Here is a 26,508-nt window from a genome sequence, read left to right on the forward strand (position 1 = left end):
CGGGCGTCGCTCGGAGCGCAGACCTCCACGTCGAGCCTCGAGTCGTCGTCGAAATCCGTGACGAAGGTGCAGCTGCAACGGTACGGCGTGCCCTGCTCAGGGCGGCACGCCGGCGAGAGCGCCATGCACAGCAGGGCTCCCGCGCGCGCCGCCCGGATGGGCCATCTACGGCGTGACGGTGCCGCCACCCTTGTCGCCGTCTGCCTTGTTCCCGCCCGTGTTGCTCTCGCGGATGTGGAACTCGACGCGCCGGTTCTTCTGGCGCCCGGCCTCGGTGTTGTTGTCGTCGATCGGCCGCTTCGGACCAAAGCCCGCCGCCGTGAGCCGGGCGGGATCGATGCCGCCCCGCTCGATCAGGTAAGTCCGGACCGAGTGAGCGCGATCGTTCGAGAGCTTCTCGTTGAGCTGGTCCGAGCCCCGGTTGTCGGTGTGGCCCTCGATCGCGACGAGCGTGATCTCGGGGTTCACCTTGAGGAGCCGGACGACCTCGTCCAGGATGCTGTAGCTGTTCGGCAAGATCCTCGCGCTGCCGGTCGCGAACTGCACCTGCTTCAGGATCTGGATCTCGCTCGACCCCGTGATGCGACGGATGAACTGCGGGCAGCCGTTCTTCGTCGGATCGGGGCTCGGCTGGCCCGGCTCCTTGGGGCAGGCGTCCTTCGCGTCCGGGATGCTGTCCTCGTCGGCGTCGTCCTCCGGGCAACCGTCGGCGTCGTTGATCTTGTCGAAGTCCTCGGGCTGATCCGGGCACTTGTCGCTGATGTCGGGGATGCCGTCGCCGTCGCGATCGGGCAGCGCCGGGCAGCCGTCGTCGGGGTTCGGCGGCTTGCCGTCCTCGGGATCGGTCGGGCAGAGATCGATGTCGTCCGGGAGCCCGTCCTTGTCCGTATCCGCGGCGCGGGGCGGGACCGCCTGGAAGCGCCTGTCAGGAGACGCGGGCTCGACATCCTTGATGCCGAACGAGTAGCCGACGACGCCGACCATCCGGAAATCCGGCGCGTAGCCGCCCGACAGCCGCGTTCCGGCGCCGACCCCGAGCCACCCCTTCTTCCGCTGATCGAGCGCGAGCCGCCCCTCGGCCATCCACTCCAGCGGCGTGTTGTCGCCGGTGAACGTCGTGCCGCGGCCGAGGCCCGTCGATCCGAAGATCTGCGCGCCGAGCCGCAGCGCCCCGTTCCGCAGCGGCAGGAAGCCGCCGACCCCCCACCGCCACTCGTTCGTCACGGCGAAGTCGTTGAGCGATGAGTACGGACGGAAGTGCACCCCGGTGTTCAGGACGAAGAACATCGATTTGAGATCGATCTCACCCGAGAGCCCGATCATCGTGCTCGCGGCGTTGTCGCCCGAGAACGAGAGCTTGCTGCCGGTAGGCACCCACGCCGTCACGTTGGCGCCCAGCTTGAAGAAGCGATCCTCGGTGCGGTAGAGGATCGCCCGCCCGTCGAGCCGGATGTCCATGAACGCGGCGGTCGCCGGGCTCGCCGCGTCCTCTGCGCCGGCGACGCTCGGGTCGTTCGTCGGGTTGCTCGTCTGGAGGGCGATGATCGGCAGCCCCACCTGGAGCGAGAAGCGGTCGAGCAGCTCGACGCCCCCGTTGAAGTAGCCGATGAGCTGCGACGACACCGGCGAGCCGTGTTCCCTGCTGAACCGCCCCGCGGCCTGCTCGTCGTTCAGCATGTTCTCGACCCGGAAGGGATTGAGGCCGAGGCCGAGCCCGAACTGCCCGAAGAAGCGCGTCTCCGGCGCCACTTGCGGTCGCCAGAGCGCGATCGAGTCGTCGGGAGCGCCGGCCATGTAGAGCCGGTCCAGGTAGAACGTTCTGGTCTGAGCGCTCCCGGGGAGCGCGCTCAAGAACAAGGCTCCCGCCGCAGCAGCCGCCAGCGCGCGTCGCTTGACGCCCCGTGCGGGCGCGTGCTGCTTTTCCCCCTCATGTCCTCCGGTGCGCGTCAAATTCCCTCCTGTGACCCGCTTTTGAACGGCCGTTGCGGTCGATCGGAGGCTACACGCTAACCCAGGCCTCTAGAAAGGTGAGAGAGAACGGCGAACCTGGGCAAGGCGCGTAACCGCGCGTCAAACTGCGCGTCACCACGCACCACCACGTCGTCTGGTGTTGACCTGGGCCAAATGCCGTGCTTTCTTGCGCGCCCGCTTGACGTGCGGCCAGGATGCCGCCGTTTGCGGTCCAGACCGAGGGACCACCAGCCATGAAGCGCACCTACCAGCCCCATAACACCCGCCGCGCCCGGACCCACGGCTTCCGTGCGCGTATGGCGACCGCCGGCGGTCGCAAGGTCATCAACAACCGGCGCCGCAAGGGCCGGGCCCGGCTCGCGCCCACCATCTACAAGAAGTAACGCGGCGGTGATGGCGCCAGCGCACCCGCGCTCGTCGGCGCCCTCCTCCTCGTTCCCGCGCGAGCGCCGCATTCGCAGGCGGGCAGAATTCGTCCGCATCCAGAACGGTGGCCATCGCGTCAGCACCCGCCACCTGCTGATCCTCGTCGCGGCCCCCACCGAGGGAACTGCTCGCGGCGGGGCCCCCCGCGGCACGAAGCGCGCTGCCGCGCCTGTCCTGTCCAGCGCGCCTCGCCTGGGCCTCGTCGCCTCACGCAAGGTGGGCGGCGCCGTGGCGCGCAACCGCGCGAAGCGCCTGCTCAGGGAGGCGTTCCGGAGATTTCCGGAGCTCTTCCCGGAGCACGTCGATATCGTGGTGATCCTCCGCACTGGCGCCGGCTCGCTCGTTCTCGATGACGTCCTCGCGGAGCTTCGTGGCGTGGTTCCGGTGCTCCGCCGCCGGGCGAGGGAGGCGCTCACCGCCGCGCCGCGCGCGCGAACGGAGGTCATGGCCGAGCGCAGCGCAGGCGATCCGCCGGCGCCCGCGCCAGACGCGCCAGACCAGACCGACGGCTAGAAGGAAGATGGCGCGGCATACCTTGCGCCGTGGTGCGCTGGGCCCCAAGCTCCTCGCTCTCTCACGGCTCACCGCATGCTGGCGACGCTCCTCCTCGCGCTGATCCGCGCCTACCAGATGACGCTCTCCAGGCTCATCGTGGCGGTGATGGGCCCGGTCTGTCGGTTCGAGCCCTCCTGCTCGCGCTACGCCGCCGCCTGCATCGTGGACCACGGAGCGCTCCGGGGGAGCTTGCTTTCGCTCAAGCGACTGTGTAGGTGTCACCCGTTTCATCCAGGCGGGTTCGACCCTCCGCCACCTCGTCTTCACCGTGCCGCGGCTGCCCGGATGCCGCGGCAACGGGACGCTGACCCGCGGGATACGACACGCTGTTCGTCTACTGGCGCGGAGCTCGCCTCGCACGCCTCATCCCCTTGTCGAGCGGGCTTCAGCGGCCGGGTCACCCTCATGGACTAATCCCGCTCGGCCATCGACAAGGCCCCCCCTGCGGCACGGCGCCCGACACGCCGCGGAGCCAAGCCCGCACGGAGCGACCCTGGGCAGCCTCGTGAGGTGTCACGAGACGTCCGCAGCGAAGGGCGCGGCTCGAGATCCTGGGATCGACGAAGGACTTCATGGAACGCAGCAATATCGCCAAATGGCTGTTCCTCGGCCTCGCCATCATCCTGTTCTTCCAGTTCGGCAAGCCGCTCCTCTTCGGCCATGACGCGCCGCAGCTGCAGCCGCTCGACGTCAACGACAGCACGGCCCCCGCAGAACGCGCTCCCCCGGAGATGTGCGTCATCGACGGAGATCGCTTCAAGGCTGAGCTGTCGACGCACGGCGGGTCGCTCCGGCACCTCTGGATGACGGACCCGAAGTACACGACGGGGAACGGCGAGCGCAGGCCGATGGACCTGGTCACGACCTCGCTCGAGTCGCGGATGCCTCTCAGGACGGACCTGCACCTGCCCGGCGGCAGCGCGCAGCAGGTGCCGTTCGACGACCTCGACTGGAAGCTCTCGGCGCAGGACGGCAAGAGCTGCACGTTCACCTACGCCGACGACGCGACGAGGCTCACCAAGGTCGTCGCGGCCACGGGGCGCCCCTTCGAGCTCTCGGTGCAGATGACGGTCGAGAACCTCGCGCAGGAGCCGCGCAAGCACCGGCTCGCCGTCGAGCAGACATCGTGGCGAACCCAGAAGGAGACGGAGGGCCACCTCGGCCTGATCTCGGAGTGGATCACCGAGACGGTCGCCGCGACCGACCAGAAGACCGAGCGCCAGCACCCCGACGCCTTCGAGCCCGGCGACTTCAAGGACCCGGAGTTCACCGCCGAGCGCTGGCGGCGCACCCCGGGCAACGCGCGGTTCGCCGCGGTCTCGAGCAGCTACTTCAGCAAGATCGCGATCCCGCTGGAAGGGCCGGGGCAGCCCGTGGCCGAGACGCAGATCGAGGACGTCTGGGATGCATCGAAGTTCCAGGACAAAGGCAAGGACCCGAACTACGGGCACGTCTATCGCGCGCGCCTCGCCTATCCGGAGCACGAGCTCGCGCCCGGCGGCGCGGTGACCTACAAGCTCCTGTCCTTCACCGGACCGAAGGAGCGCGAGCTGCTCGCCGCCGTCGACCACGGGGCGAGCGAGGTCATCAACCTCGGCTGGTTCTCGCCGATCGCGAAGCTCCTCGTCTCGTACCTCTACGTCCTCTACGGCGCCGTGGGCAGCTGGGGGTGGGCGATCGTCCTGCTCACCATCACCGTCCGGCTCCTGCTCTTCCCGCTGAGCATCCAGCAGATCAAGAGCGCCGCGGCGATGCGCAAGCTCAAGCCGGAGATGGATGAGATCAACGCGAGGTACAAGGACGACGCCGCCCAGCGCGGCCTCGCGATGCAGGAGCTCTGGCGCAAGAACAAGGTCGCGAACCCGGTCGTCGGCTGCTTCCCGATGCTGCTCCAGATGCCGGTATGGTTCGCCCTCTACACCGCGCTCCAGACCGCGGTGGAGCTCTACCACACCCCGTTCGGCCCCGTGATTCCGGACCTGTCGGCCCCGGGAAAGTACTTCATCATTCCCATCGTCCTCGGCGGCTCGAGCTTCATCCAGCAGAAGCTCATGCCCCCGCAGGGCGACCCGGCGCAGCAGAAGATGATGATGTACCTGATGCCCGGCATCTTCACCGCGATGATGCTCTTCCTCCCGGCCGGCCTCGGCGTTTACATGTTGACGAACACCTGGCTCGGCATCGGGCAGCAGGTGCTCGTCGAGCGGTACCTGAAGGCGAAGAACGAACGGGCCGGCGGCATCCAGGTGCGAGAGATCGCGAGCGCGGAGCCCCAATCCGCGATGAAGAAGACTTCGGGCGACGACGACAAGTCGGCCCCTGCTCTCGGAAAGGGAAAAGCACGTGTCCGTGGATAGTGAAGTTGCCGAAAGGGGAATCGACGCGGCGGACGTCGATGCCGAGGCGCAGGGCGCTGGCGACGCGGCCGAGTTCGAGGAGGACGGGCGCGCCGACGTCGCGCTCGACTTCGTCATCGATGTGCTCGCGGCGATGGGCATGGACTGCACCGTCGACCTCCTCGAGAACGAGGAAGAGGATCCGCCCGAGGAGATCCGGCTCGAGATCGAGGGGAAGGACGCGGGCCGCGTGATCGGCAAGAAGGGGCAGACGCTCTCGGCGCTGCAGTTCCTCGCCAACCGCGTGATCAACCGGCCGGGCAAGAAGCGGCGTCATGTGATCATCGACGCCGAGGGCTACCGGCAGCGGCGCGAGGACACGCTCTCTTCCATGGCGCGCAGGCTGGGCAAGCAGGCGGTCGAGGAAGGCAAGATCATCACCTTCGAGCCGATGAACCCGCAGGACCGCCGCGTCGTCCACCTGGCGCTGGCGAAGTTCCCGGGCGTCGTCACCAAGAGCGACGGCGAGGGCGAGGCCCGCCGCGTGCAGATCATCCCCGTCCGCCGCTGAGGCAGAGGGCCCGGCACGAAACGCGCGCCAAACGCGCGCATCAAGAGCGACTGCGCCGCTGCCGGCGTTGACACCGGATCGCCCGCATGCATAATGCCGCACCTCTCCGGTACCCCCCGGGGAGGTGCGCGGGCACGCGCTCATGTTCTCCCGGAACCGCAACCGGGTTCCATCTGCGTTCATCGCGTGAAGCACGAGGGCCGCGCGCGGTCCCCGCTCCGCCGGACGCAGTCCACGAACGGCGGCGGCCCAGCCCTCTTGAGCACGGGCACGGGACCGCGAAGACGGATCCCCGACCCTTTGAAGGATTGACCGACCATGCAGACCTCGAACATCCTCGCGAAGATCGAAGCTCCCCTGTTCCGCGAGGGGATCCCGGATTTCCGGGTCGGCGATACGGTGCGCGTCCACTACAAGATCGTCGAGGGCGAGAAGGAGCGCATCCAGGTGTTCCAGGGTGTCGTTCTGAAGCGCCACCGCGCCGGGGTCCGGAGCACCTTCACCGTGCGCAAGGTGAGCTTCACGGTTGGCGTCGAGCGCATGTTCCTCCTCCACAGCCCTCGCATCGACAAGGTCGAGATCGTCTCGCGTGGCGTGGTCCGCCGTTCGCGGCTCTTCTACCTGCGCAACCTGGCAGGCAAGGCCGCTCGCGTCCGCGACGCAAAGGATTGATCCCGCCCGCGGGCACCATCCATCCCGCGCGAGAGCGCTCCCGCAGAGCAGATGGCCGGGGGGACAGCCGGCTCCCTCGTTCGATCGTGCGCGCAAGCATCCATGGCGCAGCGCGGAAGCAGCTGCGCGCTGGGCGTTGACGGCTGCATGCGCGCGCACGCGCCGCGTTGCCGGCCTGTAGCAAGGGTTCCCGCATACTTCTTCCTTGATCCTCGGCCGAGCGGCCACGGTATGCTCGCGGCGGCGGTGCCCCAGCGCCGCGAAACCCGAGAAGGATCACCATGCTCTGTCCGCGTTGCGGTGCGCCCGCGACCCCCGCCGATAAATTCTGCGCTGTGTGCGCCTCGCCGCTCACCCCGTCCGGGCCTGGAGCGTTCGGGGCTCCGCCTCCGCCGCCGCCTCCTCCTCCGCCGTTTCCTGCTCCGGGCTTCGGGGCGCCCCCCGAGCCTCCCCCGAACTATGGCTCGCCGAGCGGCGGTTTTGGTCCGCCCCCGCCGGCGCCTTTCGGGGCTCCTCCAGGCTCGCCTCCCGGGTTCCCGCCGGCGCCCGAGGGCGGCCCGGCCGGCTTCGGTCCGCCTCCGCCCTTCGGGCCGCAGCCTGGTGGTTTCGGGGCGCCCCAGCCGCCCCCTCCGGTCCCGCCGTTCCCGCCGGAGCCGCCGATCTACGGCGCGCCGGGCGGCGGCTATGGCTCGGCCCCGAGCTTCCCGGAGCAGCAGGGCAGCTACCCCGGCCCTCCGCTCCCGCGGCCCGGCTTCGGCCCGCCCCCGCAGCCCGGGTTCGGTCCGCCCCAGCAGCCCGGGTTCGGCCCGCCCCCGCAGCCGCAGGGCGCGCGCTGCGTGCAGGGGCACGCGATCCCGGCGGGCGGCTCGTTCTGCATGGAGGGAGGCCACCCGATCGCCCTCGACGGCATCCAGATGAGCGGCGATCCCTTCAACCAGACGGCCTATGCGCCCAACCAGCAAGGCGCCTCCGCGCCGCCGCCGATGCCGCAGGCGAGCGGCAGCGGAGCCTACGGCGAGCCGCCGCAGCCACAGCAGAACATCGCCCCGCCGGGCCCGCCGCCCGCGTACATCCCGCCTCCTCCCGCGGTGCGCCCGCCGACGCCGGCGCCGCCGAGGGCCGCGGGGCAGGAGAGCCGCCGCACCCTCGCCGGCTTCCTCGTCAGCTTCCAGGACGACGCGCTCGGCAGGTTCTGGCCGCTCTGGCAAGGCAAGAACATCGTCGGCCGCGCCGAGACAGGGCAGAAGGTCGACATCGAGATTGCGCACGGGACGACCTCGACACATCACGCGACGGTCGAGATCGACGGCGGTCGGATCGTCCTCGCCGACCTCGGCTCCACCAACGGGACATTCCACAACGAGGAGGCGATCGGCTTCCAGGGCCGACGCGAGCTGCGCGATGGCGACAAGATCCGCTTCGGCGGGTTCAGCGTCATCCTGCTCAGCGTGGCCGCGCGGGCCTGACGGGCCCATCGCACGAGGAGAGGCGTTGCCGAGTCTGGCCCCCTTCCCCCGCGACGTTCGACCGGCACCTGGCCCGGCCAGGCTGCGTGAAAACCAACCGGATAGCCGCCGCCAGCGCGCGGCGGCCGCCCCGCTCGCGCAGGGAGCGCTCCTCGGCTCCCTCGCGCCCGCTGGAGATCCCCACGCATGACTCCCTCTCATGACGCGACTCGCCCGATCCACTCCATGAGCGCCTCCGCCCGTCGCGGCAGGCGCGAGGGCAAGGCCCTGCGCTGCGCGAGGCTCCTCGCGCTCGCGGCCGCTGTCCTCGCGCTCGTCGCCGGACAGCGGCGCGCCGAGGCCGCGCCCGAAGCGCACCTGCTCCGCATCGACCCGCGCGCGAGCTCCGTGGACGGCTCCCCCGTGCTCACGACCGTGCTCGAGGTGGTGCAGAACAAGCGCCTCAGCGATCTGACCCGCAACTGCGCCGCGCTCACGGGCAACGCGAACCTCGACTGCGTCGCCGACGCGATCGAGCAGCCGTCGGCGCTCTACTCGTCGTTCGACTTCCCGGACAAGAACGCGATCCTCTCCGTCACGGTCGACGGCACGGATCTGCCTGCGAAGTTCGAGTCGAAGGCGCGGTGGGGCGACAGCGCCGGTCAGCCGGGCGTCGGGACGGCGTGGCTCATCCTGATCGACGCCGCGTCGAGCATGGGCAACCGCTTCGACGAGGCGAAGGCGGTCGCGAGCGCGTTCGTCAACGCGATGCAGCCGAACGACATCGTCGACGTGATGTTCTTCAACGATCGCGGCATCGTCGAGGACTCGAAGTGGGTGAGCAACAAGCAGGCGGCGGCGCAGGCGATCGCCGGCGTCGCGCGCACCTACCCGACGCAGGGCCGCACGCGCCCGCTCTTCACGATCATCAAGAACGCCGCGACCGACGCGTTCAAGGAGCTCGGCAACGCAGGTCAGGGCGTCCAGGTGCCGATGCACCAGGCGATGGTGGTCCTCTCGAACGGCTCCGCCGGCGCGGATCCCAGCTCGACCGCCGCCGCGTCGAACCTCCTCCGCGAGTACCTGACGAAGGGGCGGTTCCCCGAGAACAACGACGTCCTGCCGAAGACGCCGGTGCCCGTCATCTCGATCTGGTTCCCGAGCCAGCTCGTCGAGGAGTTCACGGCGAACGCCCGCGAGTTCATGGAAGGGATGGCGAACACCGAGATCGGCGGCTTCTTCAGCGTGGTGCGCGACGGCCAGCAGCGGCGCGCGGCCAACATCGTCAACGCGATCCGCACCCGCTTCAACAAGATGCACATCGTGAAGTGGCGCGTCTCGTGCGTCGCGCCGAGCATCACGCAGACGTTCAAGCTCGCCTTCATCAACACGGATCCGCCGATCGCGGGCGACGCCACCTTCCAGAACGTCCCCGTCGGCATCGATCCGACCGCGTGGCCGCTCGACGTCGACCGCGACGCGACCGACCGCGCCGCGAAGAAGACGCCGATCTATCCCGGCGGCACGGTCAAGATCTTCGGCAACTTCTGCTGGGGTGGCAACGCGCAGCGGGCCGAGATCTACATGGTCCCGAAGAACCAGGCCGCGCCGCAGTCGCTGCAGGGCGGGAACATCGAGGACGCGAAGAAGGCCCAGCGGACGCTGATCGAGGGCGGGATGCGCGGCAAGGCGATCTCGGCCGGCGACAGCGTCGTCGAGTTCGAGCTCCCGGACACCGACAAGTTCCTCGTCGGCAAGGGCGACCAGATGACGGCGCGCCTCATCATCTACGACAACCAGGCGCGGCGGACGAGCGCGGTCACGGCCGACAAGATCCTCACGCTGAAGGCGAAGGAGGCGCCGCTGCCGTACCTGCTCATCGGCGGCGTGACCTTCGGCGGCGTCGTCATCGTGCTGCTCCTCGTCTCCATCTTCCGCGGCGGCGGGAAGCGACGGGGCGGCACGGTGGCGGCCGCGCCCCCGAGGCCCATCGTGGCGGGGAGCGGGCCGCCTCCGCCCTACGCGCCCGCGCCGCCGCCCCCGGGCGACTTCGGCTATGGCGGCGGGCCGATGATGGGCTCTCCCATGGGCGGGGCCAGCCGGGCGACGCTCTCGGGCGCGGCGGGCATCTTCACCGTGCACCCCGGCGCCGAGGTGCGCGCCGGGCGCGACGGCGCATCGTGCCTGATCGCGCTGTCGGAGCCGCGCGTGTCCGGCACCCATGCGAGCGTGAAGCTCGAGGCCGGCCAGCTGTTCGTGCGGGACGAGAACTCCAACAACGGGACCTACGTGAACGGCCAGCGCATCGCCGCGTCCGTGTGGACGCTCGTGCCGCCCGGCGCGTCGTTGCGGTTCGGCCCCGTCGAGTTCAGCGTCCGTTTGGAGTAGCGTGTCCGGGGCCCGTTTTCGCGCCCCGAGCGACGCCCCCCCATGATGCCCCCGACCGAGTCCTCCCCGCACCTCAAGATCGAGTTCGCCCAGGCCAGCGATGCTGGCCGGGACCCGAACAAGCAGGTCAACGAGGATGCCTGCGGCTACGCCGAGACCAAGTTCGGTTACCTGTGCGTCCTGTGCGACGGCATGGGCGGACACTATGGCGGCAGCGAGGCGAGCCGCACCGCCATCCAGACCATCTTCGAGATGATCGAGCGCTCGCCCGCCACCGTGGATCCGAGCGCGGCGCTCAAGGCCGCGATCGAGGAAGCGGGGCGCCGCGTCTACCAGCTGGGCGGGCCGCCGGAGAACCGCGTCCGGCCCGGATCGACCGTCGTCGCGATGGTCCTCCACGAGCGCGGCGTCGATGTCGCGCACGTCGGCGACAGCCGCGCGTACGTGATCCGGAGCCACCAGATCTACCCCCTCACGCGCGACCACTCGATGGTGCAGGGGATGATCGACGCGGGCATGATCACGGAGGCGCAGGCGATCGGCCACCCCGACGCGAACAAGATCACGCGCGCGCTCGGGATGAGGCCGGAGGTGGAGGTCGAAGTTCGACCCGAGCCGATGGAGCTCTACCCGGGAGACGTGCTGATCCAGTCGAGCGACGGGCTCACCGACCTCGTGCTCCCCGGCGACATCCTCGGGTGCACGCGGCAAGCGCTCGCGTCGGGCTCGGTCGATCACGCGTGCCGGATGCTCGTGCAGCTCGCGAACCACCGCGGCGGTCACGACAACATCACCGTCCAGATGGTCCGGGTGCTCGAGACGGGCAGCCGCTCGCTGACCATCGCGCACGGGCCGCCAGGGGCGGCTGGCCCGGGCGACGGCGTCAATCCTGCGCGCGCTTCACGCCCTCAGGAGACCGTCGCGATGACCCGGTCCGAGGCGGCGGCGCCCGGCAAGCAGCACGCGACGAGCACGCCGCTCCCCCACGGCCATGGCGCTCCTGCGGCCGCGAGCGGCGCGGCGGCGGGCATGGCGGCAGCAGGAAACGCGCCGGCGCCGTACCCGGCGTCCATCAACAACGCGATCACCGTGGTCCCGACGGGCTCCCCCGACACGCCGCGCCCCACGCCCACCAGCGACGCGGTCACCGTGGTCCCGGCAGGCTCCACCGGCGCGCCGGGGCTGCGTCCAGCGTCCCCCCGCTCCGCGGCGGCCGCGGCCTCGACGGGCTCCGACAACGCGCCGGCCGTCGCGCCGACAGCCACCGACAACGTGCCGGCCGTCGCGCCGACAGCCACCGACAACGTGCCGGCCGTCGCGCCGGGCGCTGTCCATGGCGCGCCGGCGCTTCGCCCCACCACCGTCGACAGCGCGCCGGCCGTGAGCCCCACGGCCACCGACGAGCTGCCCCCCGTGGCTCCGGCTGCTGCCCCCAGCGCGAATGCCGTGAGCCCCACGGCGGCCGACGGCGGGTCGGCCATGACGCCCACGCCGATGGACTCCGCGCTGGCGCTGCCTCCAACCGTGCCAGGCGCCCATCCCCCGGTGGCTTACCCGAACGCGCCCGACGCGCCCGCCGTGCTGTCTCCGCTTCCGCTAAGCGCTCCCGCGCCGCCTCCGATGGGCCGCGCCGCGGCCCCTCAGCCTGGTTCGTTCGGAGCGCCGCCTCACCCAGGCGCCGCTTACGGCGCTCCGCCCCACCCCGCCGTCCCCTACGGCGCGCCGCACCCTCCTGGCGCCGCCTACGGCGCGCCGCACCCTCCTGGCGTCCCCTACGGTACGCCGCACCCTCCTGGCGCCGCCTACGGCGCGCCGCCTCACCCAGGCGCCGCCTACGGCGCGCCGCTTCACGCGACCGAGCAGGATGTTCCGCCGCCTTCGGTGGCCTTCCCGGGGCACAACCCGGCAGCGCCCGGTGGTCCCCCGGTCGCCGTCGCCTCGCCCCCCCACCTCGCGCCCGCGCCGCTGCATGCACACGCGTACGCCGCGACCGGCCCGCGCCCCGCGCCAGCATCGAGCTTCTCCGGACCCGTCTCGTCCTCCGGAGCATCGAGCGTGCCGAGCACCGTGCGCGCCCCGCGCGGCGTCTACATCGCCCTCATCGCCTCGGCCTCGGCCGTGATCCTCGTGCTGTTCATCTTCCTGCTCTGGAAGCTCCTCGGCAGCTGAGCGCGGCGCGGAAAGGCCGCCCCCCACCGCCCCGCACGGATGAGCGGAAACCGCGACGGAAACGAGAACGAGAACGAGGACGAGGACCGCGCTCGACTCGCTCGGCTCAGGCGACCACCGCGCAACGGCCCCGCTCACGGAATGCGATTGAAGAAAGCTCGGATTCTGGATTAGCCTAACTTTCTGGAGGTCCCTCCATGCCTGGCGACCAAGAGATCGAGCACGGCGACGACATGGATGGCGCGCCTGAGGATCTGGAAGAAGAGGTGCCGGAGTCGACCGGTGCACCCTCTCTCGAGGAGGCCCGCGCCGGCTTCATGCTGCTCGATCTGTGACCCGCTGAACCACCTGTTCCCGGAAGTCACGACGCTCCGCGCCGACACGCCGTTCGTCCAGCGGGCGAGAGTCTCCCACCGAACGGCGCCCATCGCCGCGCGTGTGCAGGAGCGCGCTCCTCTCCCGCGAGCGGCGCCGCGCCGGCGTGGCGAGAGGCCGCGCACGGGGCGCGCCTCTTCCCTTGCCCTCCCCGACGGCCTGTGGTGAAACGCGGCCCGCATGATCCCGGGGCTAGGCAAACAAAGCATCACGATCGGCAGCGCCCCCACCTGCGATGTGGTGCTCGTCGCTCCCGGCGTCCTGCCCGAGCACGCGCGCATCGTCCACCAGGGGGGTGGCAAGCTGCTCTTCTCCTGCGGGCAAGGGCCGGCGTCGGCGAACGGGCGGCCCCTCTCGCCGGGAGAGCAGGTTCCGTTCGACTTCCGCACCCAGTTCGTGGTCGCGCAGACGCCGGTCCCGCTCAACCATCCGGCCATCACGCTGATGCTGGCGTCGCCCGGGAGCCTCGCGCCCGCGCCCGGCCAGGTCGTGATCGGACGAGACCCCGGGCGCGCCTCCTTGGTGCTCCAGCACCCGAGCGTCTCGAGCCAGCACGCGACCGTCACGCTCGATCGCATGATGGTCATCGACCACAACTCGACGAGCGGCACGTACGTCGGCGCGCAGCGCATCGCCGCTGGCTCGCCGACGCCCATCGATCCGCAAGGCGCCATCGCCTTCGGGCCCGTCCCGGTCCAGATCAGCCTGCTCGTCCAGCTCGCGCAGGCCGCCCGGCAATCCGCCCTGCCGGCCGCCTCCGGCGCCCCGCCCGCGGCGAGCGTCCTGCCGCCGCAGCCTGCCGCTTCCGGCTACGCGCCGCCGCAGCAGCCCGGCGCCGGGGGTTACGCGCCGCCGCAGCAGCCCGCGCACGCGGCGTCCTCGGTGCCCGCCGCCGGCGCGCCCGGGAGGAAGAACAAGACGGTCCTCGGCCAGCTCGACTTCTCCGGCGGCGGATCGAACGTCAAGCAGATCGGCCGCACGCCCGACAACGACATCGTGCTCGCCCACCCCCAGGTGTCGAGCCACCACGCGCTCCTGCACGCGATCAACGGGCAGCTCTACGTCGAGGATCGCGGCAGCGCGAACGGGACCTACGTCCGCGGCAACCGCATCGCGCCCGGCCAGAAGATCGCCGTGCAGAGCGGCGAGAAGATCTACATCGGGCCCATGCCCCTCCAGATCGAGATGGGGGGCGCGGGCGCCGTCGAGGTCGTCCAGGAGGAGTACTCCGCCGATCGGTGGGCAGGGCGCCCGCTCTACGAGATCGAGGCGTGGAGCCTCGTCCTCCAGGTCCCCGACCGGGACAACCCGAACGAGCAGAAGACCCTGCTCGACAACGTGTCGTTCAAGGCGCTGCCGGGCGACATGATCGCGCTCATGGGGCCGTCGGGCGCCGGCAAGACGACGCTCCTGCTCACGCTGAACGGCTACCTGCCGCCGACGAGCGGCGTCGTCCGCATCAACGGCGAGGACCTCTACAACATCTACGACACGCTCCGCGGATCCATCGGCTACGTGCCGCAGGACGATCTCGTCCACCCGGAGCTCACCGTCTTCGAGGCCGTCCGCTACAGCGCGAAGTTCCGCCTCCCGCCCGACTACACCGAGGCCGAGATCGACGCGCGCGTCGAGCAGACCATCAAGGATCTCGGCCTCGAGGGCGTCAAGAACCTCCAGATCGGCAAGCCCGAGAACAAGATCCTCTCGGGCGGGCAGCGCAAGCGCGTCAACATCGCGCTCGAGCTCGTGACCGATCCGGTCATCCTCTTCCTCGACGAGCCGACCTCGGGCCTCGCCGCCGACGACACGACCGCGCTGATCAGCCTGCTGCATGAGCTCACGAAGGCCACCGGCAAGACGATCATCATGACGATCCACCAGCCGGCGAAGGACGAGTTCGAGAAGTTCAGCCACGCGCTCATCCTGGGCTACGGCGGCATCCCGATGTTCTTCGGGCCGACCCGGCCCGACGCGTACCGCTTCTTCGGCAGCTGGAAGGAGCGGCACGGCCAGCAGAACGACGTCGACAACCCGCGCGACATGTTCGAGATGCTCGCGCTCCGGGAGCGGCCCATCTTCGATCAGCTCCGCGCGCGCAACCCGAACGCGTCGCGCGGCGACGCCAGGAAGCTCGCCGCCATCGAGTGGCGCAAGGAGTTCTTCAGCGACGGCAACCCGACGTACCGCCGGATGTACTCCGGCCGGCGCGAGATCGGCACCGGCCAGGGGCAGCGCGGCATCCCGGCCGGGCGCGCCACGACCAAGGGGCAGCTCGGCCTGCTCCTGTCGCGCTACTTCAAGGTGAAGAAGCGCGACATCGGCGGCACCCTGATCATGCTCCTCCAGGCCCCGATCATCGGCATCCTGCTCGCGATCGTGTTCGGCGGGCAGGAGAAGGCGATCCCGGCGTGGTGCCTCGGCGCGCTCCAGGAGCTCGGCCGCCGCGCCGGCGGCGCGGACAAGAGCACCGACGTCATCAAGGGCATGGAGGTCACCACCGACCACACCGCGGCGATCTTCTTCCTCGTCGTCGCCGCGGTCTGGTTCGGGACCTCGAACGCGGCCCGCGAGATCGTCAGCGAGCGGGCCATCTACCTCCGCGAGCGCATGGTCAACCTGGGGCTCGTCAACTACGTGCTCTCCAAGTACCTGCTGCTCGCCGGCTTCTGCCTCGTCCAGTGCACCGTCCTGCTCGCGATCGTGTTCTTCGCCCTCGGCTTCCACGGCGGCATGCAGGCGTTCGGCATGCAGCTCGCCGCGCTGACCGCCACCTCGCTCAGCGCCGTCGCGATGGGGCTCCTCCTCTCCACGGTGGTCGCCTCGTCCGAGGCGGCGATGGCGCTCACGCCGATCGCGCTCATCCCGCAGGTCGTCCTCGGGGGGCTCATGGTGCCGATGACGACCGTGCCGCACCTCCGGCCGCTCATGTACATCATCCCGGCGCGCTGGGGCTTCGAGGGCGCGATCGCGCCGGAGCGGCTCGCGACCGCGGAGGACCCGGCGTGGGTCATCGATCTGCACCGCACCGACACGAGCGCCGCGGACTTCATCGAGGGCGGCAAGTTCAAGTGCGCCATCGCGCAGATGGCGGCCGACAACTACGCGGGCGCGTGGGGCTTCACCACGTACGATCAGACCTGGATGCCCTATGCGGTGCTCGCCGGGATGACGTTCATCATCCTCGTCACGCTCTGCGCGGTGCTGAAGCGGCGCGACCCGGTGTGACGTGGTGACCACGCAGGCGCCCGCCGCCTCCATCCGCATCGATGACCGGCGCGCGCGCGGCGATCGCAGGTCGGCCGCCGCGGCGCTGCTCTCGCTGCTCGCCGCCCTCGCGCCCTCCCCGGCGCGGGCGCAGCAGCAAGGCCAGGACGGGCAGGCGGCGCCGCAGGCGCCCGGGGGCGGGGCGGCCGTGCCCCGAGGCCCGGGCGGCGCGATCGTCACGCCGCCTGCCTCCACGGCCGCGCCGGCGGGGAAGGCGACGCCGCCGCGGGCGCTCAACTACACGCCCCCGGCGTACCCGCCGGAGGCCGAGAAGCAGGGGCGCGAAGCGTCGGTCACCCTGCAGCTCGACATCGACCGCGACGGGCGCGTGAAGCACGCCGTCGTCGTCGAGAGCGCGGGGCACGGGTTCGATGAGTCGGCGCTGGCCGCGGCCCAGAAGCTCGAGTTCGAGCCCGCCCGCCGCGCCGACGGGACCCCCGCCCCGGCCCGCATCCTGTACCGCTACTCGTTCACCCTGAAGACGGCCTCGCCGCCGCCGGCCGCGGGCGAGCCCGCGAGGCCCGCCGAGAGCCTCCGCGGCGCCGTGCTCGCCAGCGGGGGCGACGTCCCGCTCGCCGGCGCCACCGTCTCGGTCGCGCGCATCGCCGGCGCGGGCGCGGGCGCAGCGACGCCCGCCGCGCCGCCGGAGCTCACGACCGACGAGGGCGGTGCCTTCGCCTTCGCCGCGCTGCCGCCGGGGCGCTACCAGGTCTCCATCGCGGCGCCCGGCTTCGAGCCGCTCTCCGTCGAGGAGGCGCTCGCCCCCGGAGAGCAGCTCGAGGTGAAGTACCGGCTCGTGCCGCAAGGCGACGGCCTCGAGGTCACGGTCCGCGGCAAGCGGCCGCCGCGCGAGGTCACGAAGCGCACGATCGAGCAGCGCGAGATCAACCGCATCCCCGGCACGAACGGCGACGCCCTGCGCTCGCTGCAGAACCTGCCGGGCGTCGCCCGCCCGCCGAGCATCGCGGGGCTGCTCATCGTCCGCGGCTCCGGCCCGCAGGACACGCAGACCTTCGTCGACGGCACGCAGGTGCCGCTCATCTACCACTTCGGCGGCCTCTCCTCGGTCGTGCCGACCGAGATGCTGGATCGGATCGACTTCTACCCCGGCAACTTCAGCGCCAAGTACGGCCGGGTGCAGGGCGGCATCGTCGACGTGGCCCTCCGCTCGCCCAAGGAGGACGGCAAGCTCCACGGCCTCGCGCAGATGGACCTCATCGACGCGCGCGTCCTGCTCGAGGGCCCCGTGCCGTTCCTCGACAACACCCGCTTCATGGTGGCAGGACGGCGGAGCTACATCGGCGAGTCGTTCGGCCCCGTGCTCGAGGCCGCGGGCGCAGGCGTCACGCAGGCGCCGGTCTATTACGACTACCAGGTCCTCCTCGAGACCGAGCCCACGCCCTCCTCGCGGGTGCGCCTCACGTTCTTCGGCTCCGACGACGCCCTCGAGCTGCTGCTCAGCGACCCGGCGCCCAACGAGCCGGCCCTCTCCGGCAACGTCGGGCTGCACACGGCGTTTCAGCGGCTCCAGCTCCGCTACGATCACGAGCTCACCGACAAGGACCGGCTCGACGGCGTGCTCGCGATCGCGCGCGACGACGCCGACTTCGGGATCGGGCCGATCTACTTCCAGCTCGATCTCAAGACGATCTCCGGCCGCCTCGAGTACGCGCGGCGCATCTCGAAGGGCACGGTGTTCAACGCGGGGCTCGACGTGTTCGCCGGCCTCTACGCCGTGAACCTCCGCGCCCCCGGGCCGAACCGCCCCGGCGAGCCGCCGAACCAGCCGTTCTCGACGCGCACCCTCCAGGAGGTCTCGCGCGACGGCGAGTTCTTCTACCCCGCGGCGTACGCCGAGCTCGAGCTCGCCCCGACCCCTCGGGCGAAGATCGTCCCGGGCCTGCGCGTCGACTACCAGGACCTGAACCAGCAGGTCACCGTGAGCCCGCGCGTGAACGGGCGCTTCGACGTCGTCCCCGGGTTCCCGCGGACCACGGTGAAGGGCGGCCTCGGGGTGTTCCATCAGCCGCCGCAGTTCCAGGAGGTGATCCCGCCGCTCGGCAACCCCGGCCTGAAGTCGACCCGGGCGCTGCACTATGCGGCCGGCGTCGAGCAGGAGCTGACCCGGCACGTCGAGGCGTCGGCGGAGGGGTTCTACAAGCAGCTCGACGAGCTCGTCGTCGGCGTGAACCGACCCGGGTCGATCCAGCTCGACTACCAGAACGTCGGCTCGGGCAGGGTCATCGGCGGCGAGTTCCTGCTCAAGTACAAGCCCGACGATCGCTTCTTCGGCTGGGCCGCGTACACGCTGTCCCGCAGCACGCGGGTGCCGGAGCCCGGCGAGCCGGAGCGGCTCGTCTCCTTCGATCAGACCCACATCCTGACGGTGCTCGGCAGCTACCGCCTGGGCGACGGCTGGGAGTTCGGCGCCCGGTTCCGGCTCGTCTCCGGCAACCTGGTCACGCCCAACGTGTGCAACGTCAACGAGCAGAGCTGCGATCCGTACCGCACCAACGCGCTCTTCTACGCGCCCACCGGGACGTATACGCCCATCCCGTTCTCCGGCCCGAACAGCGAGCGGCTCCCGGCGTTCCACCAGCTCGATCTGCGCCTGGACAAGACGTGGAAGTTCAAGACCTGGCGGCTCTCGGCCTACCTCGACGTGCAGAACGTCTACAACAACGCGAACAGCGAGGCGATTCAGTACAACTACAATTACACAGCCCGACAGTACGTCACGGGGCTGCCCATCCTGCCGAGCTTCGGGATGCGAGGAGAGTTCTGACATGCGCGGGGCGCAGGCGATGAACGGCGCGTCGAAGCGCGAGCGTCCCGAGCGCCGCGGGCGCCGGTGGCGGCGCGCGGTGCTGGGGACGCTCGCGCTCGCGGCGATCGCGTCGCCGGCGATCGCCGCGGGCTGCGTCGCGGGCTTCGATCCGCCGAGCCTCGTGGGCGGGCTCCGCGTCTTCGCGGTGGTCGCCGACAAGCCGTACGCCAACCCCGGCGACCAGGTCACCTTCCGGATCCACTACCAGGACGGGCTGGGCGGCCCCGAGGACGGGTCGCGCCCTGTCTCGGTCTACTGGTTCGGCGGGTGCGAGAACCCCGTCGGGGACGACTACTACGGCTGCTACGCGCAGCTCGCGGGCATCGCCTCCGAGATCGAGGCGTGGGTGGAGCGAGGCGACCCGACGGTCCCGCTGCCCGACCTCAACGGCGTGCGCCCCGGCTTCGGGGACACGTACACGATCACGCTCAGCGACGACATCCTCGCCGGCCGCAAGCCGCCCGCCACGGGGGGTCCGGCCTTCGGGAGCGCGTACGTCTTCTTCGTCGCCTGCACCGGGGAGCTCGGCCTCGTGGAGGACCAGGGCACCGGCCGCGCCGGGACGTTCCCCGCCGCCTGCTTCAGCGGCGGGCGCCGGCTCGGCCCGGACAGCTTCGTGCCCGGCTACACCCAGATCTACGCCTTCGAGGGGGGTCGCGAGAACGCGAACCCGGAGGTGCAGGGGCTCACGCTCGACGGCGAGCCCCTGCCAGAGGACTTCGCCGACATCCCCACCGTCCAGCGCTGCCGCGTGAGCGCGGAGGCGCGGCGCGAGGCCGGCTGCAGCGCGGAGGATCCGTTCGTCGAGTGCACGACCTACGAGCTCGAGGCGATCGTCGATCCCGACGTAGCGGAGGACGATCCCAGCGCGCAGCAGCAGGCGCTGAAGGAGATCGTCTGGGTCGATTACTTCGCCGATCTGGGCGATCTCGACGGGGGCATCAAGCTCGTGAGCGACGCGAACGAGGGGTACATCGGCGATCACGCCGTGACGTGGATCCCGCCTGCCGAGCCGGGCGTCGCCACGATCACCGCGGTCCTGCGCGACGCGCGCGGCGGCTCGTCCGTGGTGCGGCGCCTCGTCCGCGTCGAGTGACGGCGGCCCCGCGGCCCCCCGCGGCGATCAGCCGCAGCCCGCTTCGATCTGCGCGAGCTGGTCGATGAGCTGCGCGGGGTCGCGGGCGGCGCACAGCGCGTCGGCGGCGCCGAGGCTGGCGAGCCTGGCCGCCTGGGCGAGCAGCTCGAGGTGCGCGCGGCCCCCCTCGCCGCAGACGAGGACGACGAACAGCCGGAGCGGGGCGCCGCCCGGCGTCGGCACCGCGAGCGGCTCGGCCAGGGTCGCGAGCACGGCCGCCTGGCAGGCGCCGGGGACGATCGCGTGCGGGACCGCGACGCCGTTGCCGAGCGCCGTCGGCGACTCGAGCTCGCGCCGCAGGATCTGCTGGGCGAGCGCGCTCGCCGAGATCGGGCCGCCGGGGGGCGCGAGCCGGGACGCCGCGACGTCGATGACGTCCTCGATGTCCGCGCACGAGAGGTGGAGCACGACCCGCTCCGGCGTGAGCAGGCCGCTGAGCCGCCGCGCGGGCGCCCCCCCGAAGGCCGCGCTCGCCGGGAACTCGGCGTCGATGAACGCCTTGACGCGCGCGAGCTGGGGGGCGCTGAGGTTGCGCCGCGCGAGCTCCGCGCAGAGCGCCTTCGCCGACGGAACGCGCTCGAGGTAGCGCGAGACGAGCGGCTCGACCTGGTGGCCCAGATCGAGGAGCACCGCCGGCGGGAGCTCGAGCGCGCCCGCGATCGCAGTGAGCCGGTCGGGCGTGGGGATGGCGTCGTGCCCATGCTCGACGCGGCTCAGGTAGGCGCTGGAGACGCCGATGCGGTGCGCGAGCGCGCGCAGGCTCAGGCCCGCCTCGACGCGGAGGAGCCGCAGCGCGGCGCCGAACGCGGCGACCGCGCGGGCGCGCGCGGCGCCGTCAGCATCGGACATCGCTGGCATGGGGCCTCAGGTGCGATCGGGCTCGACCGCGAGGGCGGTCGGGAGGACTTTCGGGACGGGCGCCGCGGCCGGGGCGGACACGGCGGCGGGCTCGTAGTGCCGCACGACGAGCAGCGAGGTCGGGCACCCCTGGATGATGTGCTCGGCGCGGATGCCGAACCGGCGCTGCGCGAGGCCCCACTCGGGACCGACGCCGACGAGGACGAGGTCGTAGCCGCGCTTCGCCTCCTCGAGGGCCGCGTCCGCGGGGGAGTCGTGCTCCACCACCTTGAGAAGCACCTTGGACTTCTGCAGCGCGCCGCCCTCCTCGCCCTCGAACACCTCGTCGACCGTCCGCTGCGCGCCGAGCGCGTCGTCGGACCTGCGCTTCGGCTTGACCACGTGGAGGATGGTGACGTCGGCGCCGACCTGCTGCGCGAGCCGGCGGGCGAGCGAGAGCGCCGCCCTGTCGTGCAACGTGCCGTGGAACGGCACGAGCAGCTTGCGGACCGCGGCGAGCCCGCGATCGATGAGCACGCCGACGTCGGTGTGGGCGCCGCGCATGACCTCGTAGACGGTGCCGCCGAGCACGGTCTGGCTGAGGATGGGCTTGTGCCAGCCGACCAGCACGAGGTCGGCCTGCTTCACGTCGGCGACGTTGCAGATGTCGTGGCTCGGCTTGGGCGAGACGAAGGAGAGCTGCCGGACCTCGGCGCCCAGCTCCTTGGCCCGCGACAGGAGCGGCGCGAGCGCGGCCGCCCCCTGCCGCTCGGGCCCCTGGTCGAGGTAGAACGAGCCGCGATCGGTCGGCGGGATGAGGCGCAGGGCGTAGAGGCGCCTCGCCTCGGGGCCCGTGCCGGCGAGGGCGCTCGCGAGCGTCACCATGCCGGGGCCGGAGCGCTCGTAGGAGACGCACATGAGCACGGTGAACACCTCTGCCGCCGTGGGCAGAGGCGTCCGCTCCGGCACGTCGGCGAGCTCCTTGGCGAGCTCCTCCGGCGGGTAGATCCAGCGCAGGAGCGGCGAGGTCATGAAGGTGGTGACCAGCGCCATGAGCACCATCATCGTGAACAGCTTGGGCGAGATGATGCCCAGATCGAAGCCCAGGTTCAGGACGATGAGCTCCATCAGGCCGCGGGTGTTCATGAGGATGCCGACCGCGCTCGCCTCCCGCCAGCCCTGGCCGGTGAAGCGGGCGGCCACGGCGCTGCCGCCGAACTTGCCGACGCAGGCGATCAGGATGATGAGGCCGCACATCATCCAGCCGTCGGCCGAGTTGAGCAGCCCGATGTGCGTGCGCAGGCCGCTGTAGGCGAAGAACAGCGGGAGCAGGAAGACCACCGCGAAGTCCTCGAGCTTCTCGGCGAGGCTCTGCGCGAAGCCGGTGCCCTTCGGCATGATCGCGCCGAGCATGAAGGCCCCGAACAGCGGGTGGATGCCGATCATCTCCGTCGTCCAGCTCGACACGATGAGCAGGAGGAGCGTGACGGCGACGAGGTCCTGCGAGAGCCCTTCCTTGTTGGAGCCGCGCTCGCCGAGCCGGACGAGGAAGGGGCGGACCAGGAACAGCATGCCGGCGATGTAGGCGACGGCGAAGACGGTGGTCCAGACGGCGCCCACGAGCCCCGTGGCCCGCGCGATCGAGACGACGAACGCGAGGATGCACCAGGCGGTCACGTCGTCGACGGCGGCGCACGTGATGGCGAGAGCGCCGACCTTCGTGCGCAGCAGGCGCCGCTCGGTGAGGATGCGCGCGAGCACCGGGAACGCCGTGATGCTCATGGCCACGCCCATGAACAGCGTGAACGACGAGAACGGGACGGAGCTGTCGGAGAGCCGGGGGTACAGGTAGAGCGCGAGGAGCCCGCCCAGCGCGAACGGCACGACGATGCTCGTGTGGCTGATGATGACCGAGGCGTGGCCCCGCCCGCGCAAGAGCTTCGGATCGAGCTCCAGCCCGATGAGGAACATGAAGACGATGAGGCCGACCTCGCTCACCAGCTTCAGGAGCGGCAGCGAATCATTCGCGAACAGGACCGCCGACGCATCGGGGAAGAGCCAGCCGAACAGCGACGGGCCGAGCAGGATGCCCGCCGTGACCTCGGCGATGACCATCGGCTGCTCCATCCGGCGGGCCACCAGGCCCACGAGCCGCGCGCAGGCGATGATCAAGAACGCCTGGATGAGGAAGCGGGTCAGCGGGTTGTGAATCAGGATCTCCATGCGGAGCGCTCCCTCCCGGCGGTAAGTGTTAAGTTATCGCTTATCAACGGGCTCTCTCGACTGTCAAGAAAGGGATGCGCAGCGTCAAGCGACCTGAACAGGACGTGGGAGGCGCGCAGACGGCGCGTCAGGCAGGCCGAGCGAGCGGGTGCACCGCACGAGCGGACGAGCGAGCCCAGCCGGACCAGCGCGTCGCCCGGTGGCCTCTCGCGGGCGTGGTTGAGTGAAGGAGGAGCGCGCCCTGGCGCGGGCGGCGGCGGCTACCAATCGGTCGGCATGTAGTCTTTGAAGAACTGGCCGTACGCGTGCTGGCCGCTGAGCAGACCGGAGAAGATGGGGTCGCAGATGCGGGCGGCGCCGTCGACGATATCGAGCGGCGGATGAAAGCCGTGCTCCTCGAGCTTGCGCGCGGCGAGCGCGGCGGGGTCCTCGTCGGTGACCCACCCGGTATCGACGCTGTTCATGAAGATGCCGTCCTTCACATAATCGGGCGCGGACGTGCGCGTCATCATGTTGAGCGCGGCTTTCGCCATGTTGGTGTGAGGGTGCCTGTCCGTCTTGTAACGGCGGTAGAACTGCCCCTCCATCGCCGAGACGTTGACGATGTGCCTGTCGAACGTGGGCCGTCGCGTCATGAGCGGCTTCAGCCGGGAGTTCAGGACGAAGGGGGCGACCGCGTTGACGAGCTGCACCTCGAGCATCTCGACGGTCGGGACCTCGGCGAGGGTGAGCCGCCAGCTGTTCAGCGTCCGGAGATCGACCTGCTGGAGATCGGCGTCGTAGCGCCCCTGGGGGAAGAGCAGCTCGTCGAGGCGCTCATCGCCCGGAGCCGGGATCTGGGAGAGCAAGGCGGGCTCGCGCAGGCCCGCCGTGGGGTCGGCGCCGGCGACGAGGGGGAGCGTGCCGCACGCGCGGAGCGCGTCGTACTCGCGGAGCGGGGGCTGAGCGCCCCGCGGGAGGGAGTGGACGGGCGCGGTCTCGCCCTCGATGAGGTGGCCGTAGAAGCCCGGCGGTCGCCGCACGGTCTGACAGGCGTTGTTGATGATGAAATCGAGCCGGTCGAGCGTGTGGAGGAGGTGGCGCGTGAAGAGCTCGACGCTCGGCGTGTGCCGGAGATCGAGGCCGTAGATCGCGACCCGTGATCCCCAGGCGTCGAAGTCGCGCTCCGCCGAGAAGCGGCGCGCGGCGTCGTGCGGGAAGCGGGTCGTGACGATGACCCGCGCGCCGGCGCGGAGGAGCATGATCGCCGCCTGATAACCGATCTTGACGCGCGCGCCCGTGACGAGCGCGACGCGGCCGTCGAGCGGCGCGGTCTGGCTGCGTTTGCGGTAGTTGAAGTCGCCGCACGCGGCGCACATCGCGTCGTAGAAGAAGTGGAGTTTGCGGAACTCTGCCTTGCAGACGTAACACTTGCGCGGCCGCGCGAGCTCCGGCGCGCCCGGCTCGGCCGGCGGCCCGGGCTCCTCGGTGGCCTCGGGCCGCGACGCGGGCTCCTCGGCGGGGTCGGCCCACGACAGCGGGGGCGCGGCCGGGGCGAGCGCGTCCGGCGTGCGGAACACCGGCTCTCGGCGGGCAACGCGGATGCCGACCGCATCGAGCAGGGCGGCGTCGGCGGACTTCTGCGCGTGCCGGTCGCGCTTGCGGAACGCCCTGGCGAGCTCTCGCTGCTCGGCGCGCTCGGGGCGCGAGACGCGGCCGGCGGCCAGGAGAAGCCGGCGGCGGTCCTCGGAGCTGATGGAGGCGAGCTGCGCGCGATCGAGGGCCAGCGCCTCCAGCACCTTGAGGCAAGCGTCGAGATCGGCGGCAGTGAACGGGCGGCCTGCGCCGGCGGCTTCGCGGTCGGGACTCATCGAAGCGTGCGTGCATAGCACGCGGGAGACCGCGCGCGAGCCGCAGCGGCGCTTCGGGTCTGCCGGCGCTCTTCTGGTTGCGTCGCGTCGCGTCGCATCGCGTCGCACCGGGCCGCATCGCACCGCGCCGCGCCCGGAGCCCCGTGGACGAGCCGCGCGAGCCGCGTCCTGTTCGCCAGCCGAGGATTGTACACTATGCCCGCACATCCCCCTGAGCCCTCGGAAACTCCAGCAGAGGAACTTATGCTCGAGTCGCCACATAGTTTGTTCGCGACGGAATTCATGCCCCATGGCCATTGCTACCTCTGGCAGCCGGGCATGGTCTGGCTGCAGGTCATCACCAACCTGGTGATCGGCTTCGCCTATCTCTCGATCTCCCTGACCCTCGCCCATCTGGTCCGGCGCATCCGGGACATCCCCTTCCAGTGGGTGTACCTCGCGTTCGGCACCTTCATCGTTGCCTGTGGGTTCACGCACTTCATGGATGCATGGGTCATCTGGCAGCCGCTGCACTGGCTGGACGGGGCCCTCCGTGCCATCACGGCGATCGCCTCCGTCGGCACCGCGATCCTGCTCATTCCGCTGCTCCCCAAGGTGGTCGCGCTGGCGGCAGCCGCGCGCGCCGCACGCGCGCACGAGCTCCGCACAGAGGAGCTGAACCGCCCGCTCTCGGCGCTCTACGAGGAGCAGAAGATCGCGGCGGAGGAGCGCGAGGTGATGCTCCAGCAGGCGCGAGAGGCCGTGAGGGCGCGAGAGATCTTCCTCGCCGTCGCGGCCCATGAGCTCAAGACACCGATCACGCCGCTGCGCGCCGAGGTGGAGAGCGTGCTTCGCGCGGCGCGCGCCGCGCGCGCGGACCGCCTCACGCCCGAGCGCCTGGTCATCAAGCTATCGGTCGTGGAGCGGCAGATCGATCGCCTGGAACGGCTCGTCTCCGACCTGCTCGACGTCTCGCGCATCGCCGCTGGACGGATCGAGCTTCAGATACAGGAGGTCGACCTCGCGGAGGTCGTGTGCGAGGTGGTCGAGCAGCACAAATACGACCTCGCCAGGAACTCGATGTCGCTCCAGCTCGCCGCCGACGCCACGGGCGGCTGGGATCGCAGGCGCCTCGACCAGGTGGTGAACAACCTCCTCGCCAATGCGCTCAAATACGGCCGTGGACGTCCGATCACGATCACCGTGTGGTCGAGCGACGCACGCGCGTGGCTCACGATCACGGACCAGGGCATCGGCATCGCGCCCGAGCACCAGGCCATCATCTTCAACCAGTTCGAGCGCGCGGTCTCGGAGCGGCACTACGGCGGGCTCGGCCTCGGGCTGTGGATCGTGCGGCAGGTCGTCGAGGCCATGGGTGGGACGGTGTCCGTCGCGAGTGAACCTGACGTCGGCTCGACCTTTACGGTGGAGTTGCCTCGACAACGTGGGAACCTCGATGACACCGAGACAAAATCTTCTTAAACT

The 26,508-nt window shown here is 70.9% G+C and carries 18 protein-coding genes; 14 read left to right on the forward strand and 4 right to left on the reverse strand.

Annotated elements, in window-relative coordinates; all coding sequences use genetic code 11:
- Positions 1-165: 165 nt before the first annotated feature.
- Complete coding sequence (locus ACSRUE_RS35535) at positions 166-1,851, reverse strand: OmpA family protein (protein ID WP_437768635.1); 1,686 nt, start codon at positions 1,849-1,851, stop codon at positions 166-168.
- Positions 1,852-2,204: 353 nt separating this feature from the next.
- Here ACSRUE_RS35535 and rpmH point away from each other — a divergent pair, with 353 nt between their 5' ends.
- The 13 genes from rpmH to ACSRUE_RS35600 all read left to right on the forward strand — a co-directional run bounded on the left by rpmH (position 2,205) and on the right by ACSRUE_RS35600 (position 20,095).
- On the forward strand, positions 2,205-2,354 hold the full coding sequence (gene rpmH / locus ACSRUE_RS35540; RefSeq protein ID WP_012235155.1) for a 50S ribosomal protein L34: 150 nt from the start codon (positions 2,205-2,207) through the stop codon (positions 2,352-2,354).
- A 10-nt stretch (positions 2,355-2,364) separates the two neighbouring features.
- On the forward strand, positions 2,365-2,910 hold the full coding sequence (gene rnpA, locus ACSRUE_RS35545) for a ribonuclease P protein component (protein WP_441287459.1): 546 nt from the start codon (positions 2,365-2,367) through the stop codon (positions 2,908-2,910).
- 75 nt (positions 2,911-2,985) lie between these two features.
- Positions 2,986-3,366 (forward strand): membrane protein insertion efficiency factor YidD, encoded by a 381-nt coding sequence (gene yidD, locus ACSRUE_RS35550; protein ID WP_441287460.1) that lies wholly within the window; start codon positions 2,986-2,988, stop codon positions 3,364-3,366.
- 158 nt (positions 3,367-3,524) lie between these two features.
- On the forward strand, positions 3,525-5,309 hold the full coding sequence (yidC, locus tag ACSRUE_RS35555; protein WP_441287461.1) for a membrane protein insertase YidC: 1,785 nt from the start codon (positions 3,525-3,527) through the stop codon (positions 5,307-5,309).
- Positions 5,302-5,859 carry a protein jag gene (locus ACSRUE_RS35560; protein WP_437768639.1) on the forward strand — a complete coding sequence of 186 codons (558 nt, stop codon included), beginning with the start codon at positions 5,302-5,304 and terminating at the stop codon, positions 5,857-5,859. Before yidC ends, ACSRUE_RS35560 begins: the two co-directional genes overlap by 8 nt.
- Positions 5,860-6,177: 318 nt before the next feature.
- On the forward strand, positions 6,178-6,531 hold the full coding sequence (gene rplS / locus ACSRUE_RS35565) for a 50S ribosomal protein L19 (RefSeq protein WP_437552348.1): 354 nt from the start codon (positions 6,178-6,180) through the stop codon (positions 6,529-6,531).
- A gap of 281 nt (positions 6,532-6,812) precedes the next feature.
- Positions 6,813-7,997, forward strand: coding sequence for an FHA domain-containing protein (locus ACSRUE_RS35570; RefSeq protein ID WP_441287462.1), 1,185 nt, complete (start codon positions 6,813-6,815; stop codon positions 7,995-7,997).
- Between the two features lie 225 nt (positions 7,998-8,222).
- A complete protein-coding gene (locus ACSRUE_RS35575; protein WP_441287463.1) occupies positions 8,223-10,364 on the forward strand; it encodes an FHA domain-containing protein in 2,142 nt (713 codons plus the stop codon).
- Between the two features lie 42 nt (positions 10,365-10,406).
- Positions 10,407-12,533, forward strand: coding sequence for a protein phosphatase 2C domain-containing protein (locus tag ACSRUE_RS35580; RefSeq protein ID WP_441287464.1), 2,127 nt, complete (start codon positions 10,407-10,409; stop codon positions 12,531-12,533).
- Between the two features lie 197 nt (positions 12,534-12,730).
- Entirely contained in the window at positions 12,731-12,868 is a 138-nt protein-coding gene (locus ACSRUE_RS35585; protein ID WP_441287465.1) for a hypothetical protein, read from the forward strand.
- Positions 12,869-13,088: 220 nt separating this feature from the next.
- Entirely contained in the window at positions 13,089-16,133 is a 3,045-nt protein-coding gene (locus ACSRUE_RS35590) for an FHA domain-containing protein (protein WP_441287466.1), read from the forward strand.
- Between the two features lies 1 nt (position 16,134).
- Positions 16,135-18,957: a TonB-dependent receptor domain-containing protein gene (locus tag ACSRUE_RS35595; RefSeq protein WP_441287467.1), complete on the forward strand. Its 2,823-nt coding sequence runs from the start codon at positions 16,135-16,137 to the stop codon at positions 18,955-18,957.
- A gap of 1 nt (position 18,958) precedes the next feature.
- Positions 18,959-20,095 carry a hypothetical protein gene (locus ACSRUE_RS35600; protein ID WP_437768646.1) on the forward strand — a complete coding sequence of 379 codons (1,137 nt, stop codon included), beginning with the start codon at positions 18,959-18,961 and terminating at the stop codon, positions 20,093-20,095.
- A gap of 27 nt (positions 20,096-20,122) precedes the next feature.
- On the opposite strand, the gene ACSRUE_RS35605 is transcribed toward ACSRUE_RS35600, so the two are convergent.
- From ACSRUE_RS35605 to ACSRUE_RS35615, 3 genes are all read right to left on the reverse strand, one after another.
- The gene (locus ACSRUE_RS35605; RefSeq protein ID WP_441287468.1) at positions 20,123-20,992 is read right to left on the reverse strand and encodes a PTS sugar transporter subunit IIA; all 870 of its coding nucleotides are present in this window, start codon (positions 20,990-20,992) and stop codon (positions 20,123-20,125) included.
- Between the two features lie 6 nt (positions 20,993-20,998).
- Positions 20,999-23,194 (reverse strand): cation:proton antiporter domain-containing protein, encoded by a 2,196-nt coding sequence (locus tag ACSRUE_RS35610; RefSeq protein WP_441287469.1) that lies wholly within the window; start codon positions 23,192-23,194, stop codon positions 20,999-21,001.
- Between the two features lie 260 nt (positions 23,195-23,454).
- Positions 23,455-25,044, reverse strand: a complete 1,590-nt coding sequence (locus ACSRUE_RS35615) for an SDR family NAD(P)-dependent oxidoreductase (protein WP_441287470.1) — start codon at positions 25,042-25,044, stop codon at positions 23,455-23,457.
- 243 nt (positions 25,045-25,287) lie between these two features.
- Here ACSRUE_RS35615 and ACSRUE_RS35620 point away from each other — a divergent pair, with 243 nt between their 5' ends.
- The gene (locus tag ACSRUE_RS35620; protein ID WP_441287471.1) at positions 25,288-26,505 is read left to right on the forward strand and encodes a sensor histidine kinase; all 1,218 of its coding nucleotides are present in this window, start codon (positions 25,288-25,290) and stop codon (positions 26,503-26,505) included.
- Positions 26,506-26,508: the final 3 nt, after the last annotated feature.

The organism is Sorangium sp. KYC3313, assembly GCF_052075895.1.
GTDB lineage: Bacteria > Myxococcota_A > Polyangia > Polyangiales > Polyangiaceae > Sorangium > Sorangium cellulosum_B.

Bases quoted from the DNA above. Each gene is read 5' to 3' on its own strand.
- rpmH (WP_012235155.1), top strand. From the start codon at position 2,205: ATGAAGCGCACCTACCAGCCCCATAACACCCGCCGCGCCCGGACCCAC.
- rnpA (WP_441287459.1), top strand. From the start codon at position 2,365: ATGGCGCCAGCGCACCCGCGCTCGTCGGCGCCCTCCTCCTCGTTCCCG.
- yidD (WP_441287460.1), top strand. From the start codon at position 2,986: ATGCTGGCGACGCTCCTCCTCGCGCTGATCCGCGCCTACCAGATGACG.
- yidC (WP_441287461.1), top strand. From the start codon at position 3,525: ATGGAACGCAGCAATATCGCCAAATGGCTGTTCCTCGGCCTCGCCATC.
- rplS (WP_437552348.1), top strand. From the start codon at position 6,178: ATGCAGACCTCGAACATCCTCGCGAAGATCGAAGCTCCCCTGTTCCGC.
- ACSRUE_RS35570 (WP_441287462.1), top strand. From the start codon at position 6,813: ATGCTCTGTCCGCGTTGCGGTGCGCCCGCGACCCCCGCCGATAAATTC.
- ACSRUE_RS35575 (WP_441287463.1), top strand. From the start codon at position 8,223: ATGAGCGCCTCCGCCCGTCGCGGCAGGCGCGAGGGCAAGGCCCTGCGC.
- ACSRUE_RS35580 (WP_441287464.1), top strand. From the start codon at position 10,407: ATGATGCCCCCGACCGAGTCCTCCCCGCACCTCAAGATCGAGTTCGCC.
- ACSRUE_RS35585 (WP_441287465.1), top strand. From the start codon at position 12,731: ATGCCTGGCGACCAAGAGATCGAGCACGGCGACGACATGGATGGCGCG.
- ACSRUE_RS35590 (WP_441287466.1), top strand. From the start codon at position 13,089: ATGATCCCGGGGCTAGGCAAACAAAGCATCACGATCGGCAGCGCCCCC.
- ACSRUE_RS35600 (WP_437768646.1), top strand. From the start codon at position 18,959: ATGCGCGGGGCGCAGGCGATGAACGGCGCGTCGAAGCGCGAGCGTCCC.
- ACSRUE_RS35605 (WP_441287468.1), bottom strand. From the start codon at position 20,992: ATGCCAGCGATGTCCGATGCTGACGGCGCCGCGCGCGCCCGCGCGGTC.
- ACSRUE_RS35610 (WP_441287469.1), bottom strand. From the start codon at position 23,194: ATGGAGATCCTGATTCACAACCCGCTGACCCGCTTCCTCATCCAGGCG.
- ACSRUE_RS35615 (WP_441287470.1), bottom strand. From the start codon at position 25,044: ATGAGTCCCGACCGCGAAGCCGCCGGCGCAGGCCGCCCGTTCACTGCC.
- ACSRUE_RS35620 (WP_441287471.1), top strand. From the start codon at position 25,288: ATGCTCGAGTCGCCACATAGTTTGTTCGCGACGGAATTCATGCCCCAT.